Annotated in this window: 14 protein-coding genes; all 14 read left to right on the top strand. The window is 47.0% G+C overall.

What is annotated here, in order from left to right:
* The first annotated feature begins 148 nt into the window (after window positions 1-148).
* The 14 genes from ATG71_RS05210 to upp all read left to right on the top strand — a co-directional run bounded on the left by ATG71_RS05210 (window position 149) and on the right by upp (window position 12,394).
* On the top strand, window positions 149-760 hold the full coding sequence (locus ATG71_RS05210) for a thymidine kinase (protein WP_098438711.1): 612 nt from the start codon (window positions 149-151) through the stop codon (window positions 758-760).
* A 100-nt stretch (window positions 761-860) separates the two neighbouring features.
* A complete protein-coding gene (locus ATG71_RS05215; protein WP_098438712.1) occupies window positions 861-1,313 on the top strand; it encodes a hypothetical protein in 453 nt (150 codons plus the stop codon).
* Window positions 1,314-1,445: 132 nt separating this feature from the next.
* Window positions 1,446-2,516, top strand: coding sequence for a peptide chain release factor 1 (gene prfA, locus ATG71_RS05220; protein ID WP_098438713.1), 1,071 nt, complete (start codon window positions 1,446-1,448; stop codon window positions 2,514-2,516).
* Window positions 2,517-2,518: 2 nt separating this feature from the next.
* A complete protein-coding gene (gene prmC / locus ATG71_RS05225; protein WP_286162914.1) occupies window positions 2,519-3,385 on the top strand; it encodes a peptide chain release factor N(5)-glutamine methyltransferase in 867 nt (288 codons plus the stop codon).
* Between the two features lie 117 nt (window positions 3,386-3,502).
* Window positions 3,503-4,339, top strand: a complete 837-nt coding sequence (gene spoIIR, locus ATG71_RS05230; protein WP_098438714.1) for a stage II sporulation protein R — start codon at window positions 3,503-3,505, stop codon at window positions 4,337-4,339.
* 137 nt (window positions 4,340-4,476) lie between these two features.
* Complete coding sequence (locus ATG71_RS05235; RefSeq protein WP_098438715.1) at window positions 4,477-4,917, top strand: GNAT family N-acetyltransferase; 441 nt, start codon at window positions 4,477-4,479, stop codon at window positions 4,915-4,917.
* Window positions 4,918-5,222: 305 nt separating this feature from the next.
* The gene (locus ATG71_RS05240; RefSeq protein WP_286162915.1) at window positions 5,223-6,263 is read left to right on the top strand and encodes an L-threonylcarbamoyladenylate synthase; all 1,041 of its coding nucleotides are present in this window, start codon (window positions 5,223-5,225) and stop codon (window positions 6,261-6,263) included.
* 105 nt (window positions 6,264-6,368) lie between these two features.
* Window positions 6,369-6,923 carry a manganese efflux pump MntP gene (locus tag ATG71_RS05245; RefSeq protein ID WP_098438716.1) on the top strand — a complete coding sequence of 185 codons (555 nt, stop codon included), beginning with the start codon at window positions 6,369-6,371 and terminating at the stop codon, window positions 6,921-6,923.
* 146 nt (window positions 6,924-7,069) lie between these two features.
* Window positions 7,070-7,507: a low molecular weight protein arginine phosphatase gene (locus tag ATG71_RS05250; protein ID WP_098438717.1), complete on the top strand. Its 438-nt coding sequence runs from the start codon at window positions 7,070-7,072 to the stop codon at window positions 7,505-7,507.
* An 18-nt stretch (window positions 7,508-7,525) separates the two neighbouring features.
* Window positions 7,526-8,815: a methyl-accepting chemotaxis protein gene (locus ATG71_RS05255; protein ID WP_098438718.1), complete on the top strand. Its 1,290-nt coding sequence runs from the start codon at window positions 7,526-7,528 to the stop codon at window positions 8,813-8,815.
* Window positions 8,816-8,932: 117 nt separating this feature from the next.
* A complete protein-coding gene (gene rpiB, locus ATG71_RS05260) occupies window positions 8,933-9,376 on the top strand; it encodes a ribose 5-phosphate isomerase B (RefSeq protein WP_098441730.1) in 444 nt (147 codons plus the stop codon).
* Window positions 9,377-9,388: 12 nt separating this feature from the next.
* On the top strand, window positions 9,389-9,931 hold the full coding sequence (locus ATG71_RS05265; RefSeq protein ID WP_098438719.1) for a TIGR01440 family protein: 543 nt from the start codon (window positions 9,389-9,391) through the stop codon (window positions 9,929-9,931).
* Between the two features lie 384 nt (window positions 9,932-10,315).
* On the top strand, window positions 10,316-11,557 hold the full coding sequence (locus tag ATG71_RS05270) for a serine hydroxymethyltransferase (RefSeq protein WP_098438720.1): 1,242 nt from the start codon (window positions 10,316-10,318) through the stop codon (window positions 11,555-11,557).
* A 207-nt stretch (window positions 11,558-11,764) separates the two neighbouring features.
* Complete coding sequence (gene upp / locus ATG71_RS05275) at window positions 11,765-12,394, top strand: uracil phosphoribosyltransferase (protein WP_034765147.1); 630 nt, start codon at window positions 11,765-11,767, stop codon at window positions 12,392-12,394.
* Window positions 12,395-12,398 lie beyond the last annotated feature (4 nt).

Here is a 12,398-nt window from a genome sequence, read left to right on the forward strand (position 1 = left end):
AGCTGTGCCTCTTTTTTTCTGCCAAATTACAGGATTTTGAGCATGATTCCCGTACATAAAGGAATGCTTTAACTAATATATAGTCCGTTTTCACTAACAGCCAGGCTGTTTTTTATAGATCAATGTGTAAGGAAGGAGAGGCGCTTTCGTGTATGTCATGAAACAAACGGGTTGGGTAGAAGTCATTTGCGGCAGCATGTTCTCAGGGAAATCTGAAGAACTGATCCGCCGGGTACGACGCACTCAATTTGCCAAACAAGAAATTGCTGTGTATAAGCCAAAACTAGATAATCGCTACAGTGATGAATCGGTTGTATCTCATAATGGTACCTCTGTCATCGCCAAAGCAGTCGAGGAGTCAAGCGTGATCCTTGATGACCTGAATCCAGAGGTGGATGTCGTAGCCATCGATGAGGTTCAGTTTTTTGACGAAGGCATCGTCGACGTCGTACAAAAGTTAGCGAACAGCGGATACCGTGTCATCCTCGCAGGACTTGACCAGGATTTCCGCGGAGAACCATTCGGCCCGATGCCGGATTTGATGTCCATCGCTGAGCAGGTGACAAAGCTCCAAGCCGTTTGCGCCGTATGCGGCTCTCCGGCAAGTCGGACGCAGCGCCTGATCAATGGTGAACCGGCTTGTTACGATGATCCCATCATCCTCGTCGGCGCATCCGAAGCCTACGAGCCAAGATGCCGTCATCATCATGAAGTACCGACCGGGATGAGCGTCACTCCGGATATGGTGAAGGAAGTATAAATAGTGAGTAAAAACAAAGTCATATGGTTGTGGCTTTGTTTTTTTGTGCATGCATAACCACCCTCCTCCAGGAAAACCTAAAAGGAGGAGGTGTGAAAGCATGAAGAAAGTAGCATTAGCTTTATCTTTTACCGTTTTCTTTCTTTTGATTACAGCATGTGGTGTGAATCAGGAGTCGGAATACGGTGTGCATAATGACAGTGGCGGGACCCGTTTCATAGATAACCGAAAGGCGGAGATGGATAAGCGCCAGGATGAAAGTGTGCGGGATGTCACGGATCAAAATCCCAATTTCCCTAACCTGACCAATTCTCAAGGTACGACTTCCACGACAACCGGTGTGTATGAAGACAAAGCACGTGAAGTGGTAAGGGATTATTCGAAATTCCAGCCTGATGAGGTGTGGATCAATGGGAATCAAATGTGGGTGACGGCCCATACGAAGAAGGAAATGACCATGGCGGAGACCGATAAAGAGGAAGCCATGCTGAAAGATAAGTTGCAAAAAGCGATTCCCCGCTATGATATCAATGTGAAAATCACCGAAAGATAATGGGAAGGGGGAGCTTATGAGCTGCCCCTTTTCACGTGAAATCCTCCTCTCTCGATTCCCGCTCCTCCTTGTGTTTACATACACCATATAATATAATTGTACTGTTATGGATTAAAATTGAGGTGAATAGCTGTGTTCGATCGTTTACAAGCAGTGGAAGATCGCTATGATAAGTTAAATGAACTATTGAGTGATCCAGAAATTGTGAATGACCCAAAGAAGCTAAGAGATTATTCAAAAGAACAATCAGACATCCAAGCAACGGTAGAAGCATATCGAGAATATAAAGAATTGACCGGGCAGTATAAAGACGCGAAGGCGATGCTGGATGATAAGCTTGATGCTGATATGCGTGAAATGGTGAAGGAAGAAGTTTCCGAGCTTGAAGAGCAAATCGAAGCGTTGGAAGCCCGTCTGAAAATATTATTGATCCCGAAAGACCCGAACGATGATAAGAACGTTATCATGGAGGTTCGTGGTGCTGCAGGTGGAGATGAAGCTGCCCTGTTTGCCGGTGATTTATACCGCATGTACAGCCGATTCGCTGAAGCACAAGGTTGGAAGATTGAAGTGATGGAAGCGAACTCCACTGGTGTCGGTGGATACAAAGAGATCATCTTCATGATCAACGGAAATGGCGCTTTCTCTAAAATGAAGTATGAAAACGGTGCACACCGCGTGCAGCGTGTACCTGAAACAGAGTCCGGCGGACGTATCCATACGTCGACGGCAACGGTTGCCTGCCTGCCGGAAGCGGAAGAAGTCGAAGTCGATATCCACGATAAAGATATCCGTGTCGATACGTTCGCTTCAAGCGGCCCTGGAGGACAAAGTGTTAATACGACCATGTCTGCCGTGCGCCTTACGCATATCCCGACAGGTGTCGTCGTGTCATGTCAGGATGAAAAGTCCCAAATCAAGAACAAAGAAAAAGCGATGAAAGTTTTGCGTGCCCGCGTGTACGATAAATTCCAGCGCGAGGTTCAAGCGGAATACGATGCCAATCGTAAATCTGCCGTTGGTACCGGTGACCGTTCCGAGCGTATCCGTACGTACAATTTCCCACAAAACCGCGTCACGGATCACCGTATCGGACTGACGATCCAGAAGCTTGACCAAATCCTTGAAGGAAAAATGGATGAAGTCATCGATGCATTAATCATTGAAGATCAGTCCAAACTTCTTGAAAGACTGGAAGAATAGTCATGGTGACGGTATTTGAAGCCCTGAAATGGGCTTCTTCTTTTTTAGTCGAAAACGGCCGCGATGAGAATGTGGGAGAAATCTATCTGCGGCATCTGCTTGGCATGTCACGATCACAGCTGCTGGCGGAACAGCGGAGGTCCGTCCCTCAAGAAAAATGGGACGAATTTCAGGAGGGGATCCGGACGCATGCTGGCGGCGTCCCGATTCAGCATATCATCGGGACCGAGGAGTTTTATGGCCGTGAGTTTGTGGTGAATGAGCATGTACTGATTCCTCGACCGGAGACGGAAGAGCTGATTTATTATGGTCTGGAGAAGATGAAGGATTTGTTCAGTGATTCGGCTTCTCCTTTGCAGGCTGCCGATGTCGGGACGGGAAGCGGGGCGATTGCCGTTACGTTAAAGCATGAGTCAAAGCGGTTGCCTCTTGAAATGATGGCTGTCGATATTTCTTCGGAAGCACTGGCGGTTGCCGGGGAGAATAGCAGGAGACTCGACGCAGATGTGCGCTTTTTTGAAGGAGATTTGTTACAACCTTTGATCCAGGCCGGTGTGAAGCTGGATATTCTTTTATCCAACCCTCCATACATCCCACTGACGGATCGCGAAACTCTATCAAATGTTGTGATTGATCATGAGCCGGAACTCGCTTTATTTGGTGGGGAAGACGGCTATGATTTGTATAAACGCTTTATGGAAGAGCTGCCTCTTGTCATAAAAGAAAAATTCTTGATTGGCTTTGAAGTCGGAGTCGGCCAGGGAGAAACGGTTGCGGATCTCCTGCGCGCGACCTTCCCGGATGCAGAAACAGAAGTCGTTCATGATATCAATGGTAAAGATCGTATGGTGTTTTGTGTGAGAAAATAAGTGTATGCCCTCGATTATGGTGATCGGGGGTGTTTTTTAAATCCCAAACAAAAATGTTATTTTACTAGTTTAAGATTCCCCCATTTTGACCACACTGTTTACCAAGGGGGAGAGGACATGAAAACAAAACACACAGTACTATTGTATATCTTGATTCTATCATTAGGAACGATTCTAAGTTTATATATACCGAAGCAGGAAATGGCAGCACAGGAGACGATGGTGATTCCGGATGAAGCGATTCGCCTGCGGATCCTCGCCAATAGTGATCTGGATGGGGATCAGAACGTGAAGAGACTTGTCCGGGATGAAGTCAACAAGGAAATCACAAATTGGGTATCGAATCTGACTTCACAGGATGAGGCGAAAGCAGTCATCAAGGAAGGATTGCCACAGCTTCAGAAGATTGCAGAGGATGTCGTTGCGGAAGAAGGCATGGATCAATCAGTGAAAGTGGAGTTTGGCAAAGTGGACTTTCCGACGAAATTATATGGTCAGTATCTTTATCCGGCTGGTGAGTATGAAGCAGTGTTGATCACACTTGGTAAAGGGGAAGGCGCCAACTGGTGGTGCGTCCTGTATCCGCCACTATGCTTCCTGGATTTCTCTACAGGAAACGCCGTAAGAAGTACGGGTTTTGAAACGAAAGTGGAGGCTAGCGGGAATGAAGTGACAGAAGTGGACCCTGAAGACGCAGAGAGTGCAGATGTTGAACAACAACCTGAAGAAGATACTATTGCCTATAAGCAAGTCGAAGTGGAAGCAGTGGAAGCCGGTGTGATCGATGAGGAAGAAAAGGTAGAGATGCCGGTTGAAGATGAGGTAAAAAAGCAAGAAAAACAAGTTCAGGAAAAAGTAGAAAAACAAGAAGAACCGGTATTTGTTGAAGATCAGGAAGAAGAAGTCGAGGTTCGTTTCTTCGTAGTCGATCTATTCAAGGGGTTATTCAAATAAAGTGAGAAGCTTCTTCCTTCTGGGATGAAGCTTTTTCTTATTTGAAGAAAATCTATCTTTCTAGCATTCCTTGTTCTAATCTCCTCCCTCCTTCATACATTGATACTATAGGATGATAGAAAAGGGAGGATGAAAGGATGTTGAAAGTGATCCGCCAGGCAACGAGTGAGGACATTCATGAAGTCGTGGCCTTCTTGACGAAAGCAGGATTGAGCACGGAAGGCATTAAACATAGCATTGATTGTTTTTTAGTAGTGGAAGATGAGGAAAACCGCTTGATCGGGACGCTTGGAATCGAGGTGCAGGGGAAGATCGGACTCCTTCGATCACTCGTAGTCACTTCTTCATTTGAAAGTGAAGAGTTATTTGCTCTCTTTCAGGAGATTTTAAAGCTTGCGAAAGAAAAGGATCTGAAGCGTCTCTATTTGATTTCCAATCGGAAAGCATCCCTCGCGTTCTTTGACCTGCTGGGTTTTCAACAGGAAGCAGATCCTGTTGTGGATGAGTTGGAGAACTTCATTCATGCGAAAAAGTTATCCACTGTGGATAACTGTATCACCATGAAATTGGATTTATAGATTTTTCGACAAGGATTTTATCCTAAAATTCAGGACTGGACCATTCTCATAAAAATGGTTCAGTTTTTTTCGTTTGCCATTCGACAAAATATGAGAAAGCGGTAACTATTTCTTTTTTCAGAATTATTCACACCATCCACAGGTTTATCCACAATTTTCAACAAGTTATATGCAGTTTGTGGATAATACTTGAGAATTCAAGGTGTTTCTTTTATACTTTCAAAAGTATAGGAACTTGTAAATTCAGTATTTGCAGACAAAAATCGACGAGATTTAGCTTAGTAACATAAAGGTGGATGACATAGATGATGAAACATTGGATTGTGGAAAGTGATGTGGATAAAAACAAAAGTTATCCACAAATTGTGGATGCAGCGAAAATCCTTCAACAGGATGAGGTGGTGGCGTTCCCGACAGAGACGGTTTATGGACTGGGTGCCAATGCCACATCGGATACTGCGGTGGAAAAAATCTTCAAAGCGAAGGGCAGGCCTTCGGATAATCCGCTGATTGTCCACATATCAAATAAAGAGCAGTTAGAGGGATTGGTCGAAGAGATCCCGTCGGATGCTTCGAAACTCATTGAAGCATACTGGCCAGGGCCACTGACGATCATTTTTAAAAATAAGGAAAACGTCTTTTCCGGAAGGGTGACGGCTGGACTCGATACTGTGGGGATCCGGATGCCGGACCATCCCGTGGCGCTCTCGATCATCGAGGCAGCGGGACTTCCGATTGCCGCTCCGAGTGCGAACCGTTCGGGTAAACCGAGTCCGACAACGGCTCAGCATGTCATTGATGACCTGGAAGGCCGGATCGCCGGAGTGGTGGATGGTGGCGAGACGGGAGTCGGAGTCGAGTCTACGGTGGTGGATTGTACGGGAGAAATCCCGGTCATTTTGCGTCCTGGCGGCATCACGAAAGAGCAGCTGGAAGAAGTCGTCGGTAAAGTGGAAGTGGATCCTTCCTTGAAAGAAGGCAAGGGTGCCCCGAAATCACCAGGGATGAAATACACCCACTACGCCCCGGATGCCCCTGTTTATCTTGTGGACGGAACGAAGGAAGATGTGCAGCGATTGGTGGATGAGAAAAAGGGAGAGGGGCTCAAGGTCGGGGTTCTGACGACGGAGGAACAGATGGATTGGTATCAGGCGGATCTCATTCTGTCAGCCGGACGCAGGGATGACCTGAAAACAGTCGCCCAGCATCTCTATGACACCCTGCGTGCGTTTAATAGAAGTAATGTGGATATTATCTTTGCCGAGATGTTTCCGGAAGAAGGAGTCGGGCTTGCGATCATGAACCGTCTTCAAAAAGCTGCCGGTTACCGTGTGATAAAAGGATGATTGTCTTCCCCTATGACCTTTCATAGGGGTTTTTGTTTTGTATTCTAAATCCCTTTGGACGTGCATAAGTTGTTTTGTAGGCATGTCCGGAGGGGGAAAAACAAAATGACAAGTATGATCGGCGAACTGATGACCTTGATGTTAATGGCATTTGCTCTTGGGATGGATGCCTTTTCGATCGGGATAGGGATGGGTATGTTCCAGCTGAGATTAAAGCAGGTCTTTTATATAGGATTGGTTGTCGGTGTCTTTCATGTGTGGATGCCGCTCCTCGGGATGATGACGGGGAAGTTTTTATCGGAAACGTTCGGGTCCTTTGCGGCTTACGCAGGGGGTGTTCTGCTCATCGTCCTTGGAATCCAGATGTTCATGTCGAGCTTCAAGGAGGAGGACACGACCCTCATCTCACCCGTGGGATTTGGATTGATCCTTTTTGCGTTGAGTGTGAGCCTGGACAGTTTTTCAGTGGGATTGACCCTCGGGATCTTCGGGGCGCGAACGGCCGTCGCCCTCTTCTGTTTCGGGATCGCGGCTACCGTGCTGACTTGGTCGGGGTTACTCATCGGCCGGAAATTCCAGGGGGTGCTTGGAACGTACAGCGAGGCACTTGGGGGGAGTATCCTGTTTGCGTTTGGTGTGAAGCTTTTGTTGCCGATTTAAATTGGCTGGTGAAGGTCCGTCCCTCGGGGTGGGCTTTTTTTGTTTGGTTCGGGGGCTGAGCCGCTCCTTTCTTTTTGTATTCTTTGTGAATGGACTATTGGGAGATTGGAAAATATTTTATAATAGGTGGTAAGGAGGATGACGTGATGAATATTTTGTTTGTTTGTACAGGGAATACGTGCCGGAGTCCTATGGCGGAGGCGGTTTTGAAGCATAAAGGGGCAAATAGGTTTGACGTGAAGTCGGCGGGTGTTTTTGCCATGGACGGAAATGATGCGTCATTTCAGACTAAAGAAGTGCTGAAAGAGAACGATATAATACATAGACACCAATCGAGTTCACTTTCAAAAGAGAACCTGGATTGGGCTTCCTATATTTTTACGATGACATCGAATCATAAGCGGGCAATTGTGGATCAGTATCCACATGTGGCGGACAAAGTTTTTACATTAAAGGAGTTTGTTCTTGAAGATCCTGCTGATTTGGATGTAACGGATCCGTATGGGGGAAGCGTGGACATCTATAGACATACATACAGAGAATTGGATTCATTGATCGAAGAGTTAATGAAAAAGCTTGGTTAAAGACAGGGAGAGAGAAAGATGGGGAAAGTGAAGAGCTACAAATCGGGTCTTAGAAAGAAATTGGTCTTCTTTATCACGCTTCTGGCGTTGGTGACGTATACCACAAGTGCCTTTTTTATTTATGTGATCAAGCCTGCTTTTGCACCTGATATGAATGAGCTTTGGTTCACGATCATGACGCTCGGCATGGGTGTATTCTGGTCGGCGGTTCTGGCCTTTTTTGCAGCAGGTTTCATCGTCAAACCGCTGCAGCGCTTGGAGCAGGTTGCACTGAAAGCGGCTGAAGGGGACATCGCCATCGAAGTAGATGTACCGAAATCCGATGACGAAATCCGCTCACTTGCACTGGCGTTCAACCGCATGCTGCATAATTTGCGTGACATGGTATCAAGCATCGATGACAATTTTAACAAAACCAATACGAATGTTATCGAGCTTTCCAAAGCGTCGGAAATCGCTTCTACACAGGCGGATTCGATTTCCAAAACGATCAGCGAAATCTCAGCAGGTGCCGAAAGCTCGGCTACGGCAATTCAAACAACGGCTGAGTCCGTGGAGGATGTCATCCGGATCGCCCGGGAAGTTCAGGATCATTCGAAATCATCTGAGCATATGTCGAAAAACATGGTGACAGAGCTTCAGGGAAGTAAAGAAGTGATCCATTCCCTCGTTGAAGGCATCAGCCGGCTGGCCAGGGGAAATGAAGATTCATTGGACGCCGTGCGCCGACTCGAAGACAATGCGAAAAAAGTGGAGCAGATCATCCAATTGGTAGGGGACATCGCGAATCAGACCAATCTTCTCGCCTTGAATGCTTCCATTGAAGCGGCACGTGCCGGTGAGCATGGGAAAGGGTTCGCAGTGGTCGCAGAAGAAGTCCGGAAACTGGCCGATGAAAGTGGAAAAGCGGTTCAAGGCATTTCGGAACTGATCAAAAATATCCAGACTGAAGTCGGTAACGTGGTTGGGCAGATCACGACCCAGGTCGATTCAGCCAACACAGAAGCCCAAAAAGGAACGCAGACGAACGAAATGATTGAAACTATGACCACCACGATTCATGAAGTGGCAGACGCGGTCCAGAACATCTCGGTCCTCGTCGATCAGCAGATGGACAGCATCCAGCTTACTTCCCAGCAATCACAGGAAGTCGCCGCCATCGCAGAAGAAACATCTGCAGGTGCCATGGAAGTATCAGCTTCAACAAAAGAACAAGCGGTCGTCATGAATGACGTCGAGAAGCTTGCCCTTAACCTGAAAGAACAGGCAGAAGCACTGAAAAGCACGATAACACGTTTTCATTTATAAAAGAAAAGCGGGTGTGAGGGACGGACCTCATGCCCGTTTTTTCATGCTGAAAAGCTTTATATAATGAAGAGGATGTGGCAAAATAAACGTATCAAAGGTTATGGGGAGTGGGAGAAGATGAAAGTTGCGATTGCGTCAGATCACGGCGGAGTGAATATTAGAGAAGAAATCAAGTCATTAATGGAAGAAATGGGTCTTGAATATGAGGATTTCGGCTGTGAATGCGGTACATCCGTCGACTATCCCGACTATGCGGTTCCCGTTGCGGAAAAAGTGGCAAGCGGTGAATTCGATTGTGGGATTCTGATCTGCGGGACGGGAATCGGCATGAGCATCTCCGCCAATAAAGTAAAGGGGATCCGCTGCGCCCTTGTTCACGATGTATTCAGTGCAAAAGCAACCCGCGAACATAATGACAGCAATATGCTTGCCATGGGTGAGCGCGTCATCGGTCCGGGACTGGCACGCGAAATCGCCAAAACGTGGCTTGGAACCGAATTCGAAGGCGGCCGCCATGCAAATAGAGTAGGGAAAATCACGGCATACGAAGACAAACAATAAGGAGTGGGTTCCATGGAAATCGCTCAATTAAAAGATGAACTGCAAACGATACTGCGTGATTTCAGCAGTCAGGTTCCGCTAAAAAAAGGACAAGTCTTTGTCGTCGGCTGCTCTACCTCTGAAGTAATGGGGGAGCGGATCGGCACGGCGGGAACCATTGAAGTCGCGGAAATGATTTATGACGAGTTGAAGTGCTGGGCGGATTCGATTGGGGTTTCGTTGGCGTTTCAATGCTGCGAGCATTTGAACCGAGCGTTGGTCCTTGAGCGGGAAGCAGCGGAACGGAAAGGACTCGATGAAGTCACGGTCGTTCCCGTGCGAAAAGCAGGAGGGGCCATGGCGACGAAAGCCTATCATTCCTTCAACGACCCGGTCATGGTCGAACACATCAAAGGCGACGCCGGCATCGACATCGGGGACACCTTCATCGGCATGCACCTGAAACACGTAGCCGTCCCGATCCGCGTATCACAAAAAAGCCTCGGTGAAGCCCACGTCACCCTCGCCAAAACCAGACCAAAACTCATCGGCGGAACGAGAGCCGTATACGAATGAGGTCATCAATGTGAAGAAGGTTCGTTCCTCTTGTTTGGAGGGACGGACCTTTATTTTGGATTGGTCGCTAAACGGGGTGTCAGACCCGAACGAATAACAGGGCCAAGGAGGAGGAGGTCCGGGGGATGCAGGAAAAGGATCAGTTTAGTTCTTCTGCATCCTATAGAACTAGTCATAATGCTCCTTAAATGTGATTGTTGAAGGGTTGGAAACGGTTTGTGAACAGTGTCACATGAGGTCCGTCCCTCAAAAGCTTCTCTAAACACGAACGTTACGTTTTGACTAGAGGTTTTTATTTCGCCTTTTGGTGAATCGTGTTAGAATGGGATTGAATGAATCAATGGGGCGCAGCAAGTTGGGCCTATGAATTAAAGGGGGATATGTATGAGTAAGATTGCCAAGCAAGATCCGGAAATTTATGCAGCGATTCAAGATGAATTAGAGCGTCAACGAACAAAGATCGAGTTAATTGCATCTGAAAACTTTGTCAGTGAAGCCGTTATGGAAGCACAAGGCTCGGTTTTGACAAATAAGTATGCAGAGGGGTACCCAGGTCGTCGCTATTATGGTGGCTGTGAGCATGTGGACGTAGCCGAGAATCTGGCCCGCGACCGTGCGAAAGAATTGTTTGGAGCAGAACATGTCAATGTTCAGCCTCACTCAGGAGCACAAGCCAATATGGCAGTCTACTTCACCATCCTTGAACAGGGTGACACGGTTCTTGGAATGAACTTATCTCATGGGGGACATCTGACTCACGGAAGTGCGGTCAACTTCAGTGGTATTCAATATAATTTCGTAGAGTACGGTGTGGATGAAGAAAAGCACCTGATCAACTACGAAGATGTTAGACAAAAAGCGTTAGAGCACAAGCCAAAGCTGATCGTAGCGGGAGCAAGCGCGTATCCAAGAGCGATCGATTTCGCGAAGTTCCGTGAAATAGCTGACGAAGTGGGAGCATACCTGATGGTGGATATGGCTCATATCGCCGGACTTGTAGCGGCTGGTCTTCACCAGAACCCGGTTCCGTATGCAGACTTCGTAACGACAACGACTCACAAAACATTGCGTGGACCACGCGGTGGTATGATCCTTTGTAAAGAAGAGTTTGCGAAGAAGATAGACAAGTCTATTTTCCCTGGAATCCAGGGCGGACCTCTTATGCACGTGATTTCTGCTAAAGCCGTGGCTTTCGGTGAAGCACTGCAGGGTTCTTTTAAAGATTATGCACAGAACATCATTGACAATGCGAAGCGTCTGGGAGAAGGTCTTGTGAAAGAAGGAATCGATCTTGTATCGGGCGGTTCTGATAACCACCTATTACTCATCGACACTCGTTCACTTGGGTTAACTGGTAAAGTCGCTGAAAAGGTTCTTGATGAGATCGGAATCACCGTTAATAAAAACACGATTCCATTCGATCCGGAAAGCCCATTCGTTACAAGCGGTGTCCGCATCGGAACGGCTGCAGTGACGTCCAGAGGATTCGGACTTGGGGACATGGACGAAATTGCTTCGATCATGGCATTGACTCTTAAGAATCACGAAGATGAAGCGAAATTGGAAGAAGCACGCAAGCGCGTGTTGGATTTAACGAGCAAATTTGAGTTGTATCCTGAGAGATAATAGATATGGCCTCTTCATTAGGGACGGACGTTCCTGGTGGGGAGGTTTTTTGATGGGTGAAGACATGCGGGGTGGTTCCATAATTTGTTAAAAGACACTTCCCATCTCATGTTGCTCTTAAATTGTCTTTTATGTACAATAGTCTGAGGTGTAAATGAAGTGGACAAACCATTTTTACATAAAACTGAATTAAAAGGAGAGAGTCGTATGGGCAAAGTATATGTATTTGATCATCCGTTGATCCAACATAAGTTAACGTTTATCCGTGATAAAGAAACAGGAACAAAGGAATTTCGTGAGCTTGTTGACGAGGTTGCAACACTGATGGCCTTTGAAATCACACGTGACCTGCCACTGGAGGATATCGACGTTGAAACGCCGGTAAGCAATGCGAAAGCGAAAACCCTTGCTGGGAAAAAATTAGGGATCGTCCCTATTTTACGTGCCGGCCTTGGAATGGTTGATGGAATCTTAAAATTAATCCCGGCTGCGAAAGTAGGACATGTGGGGTTATACCGTGACCCTGAGACTCTAAAGCCGATCGAATATTACGTGAAGCTTCCAAGTGATGTGGAAGAGCGTGACTTCATCCTGGTCGATCCGATGCTTGCAACGGGCGGATCTGCCGTTGAAGCCATCAACTCATTGAAAAAGCGCGGTGCCGTAAGCATTAAGTTCATGTGCTTAGTGGCATGTCCTGAAGGCGTCGATGCCATCAAGGAAGCACACCCTGATGTTGATATCTTCATCGCCGCTCTTGATGAGAAGCTGAATGAAAAAGGCTACATCGTTCCTGGACTTGGGGACGCGGGAGATCGTTTGTACGGAACGAAATAATCAG

The organism is Bacillus sp. es.034, assembly GCF_002563655.1.
Classification (GTDB): domain Bacteria; phylum Bacillota; class Bacilli; order Bacillales; family Bacillaceae_B; genus Rossellomorea.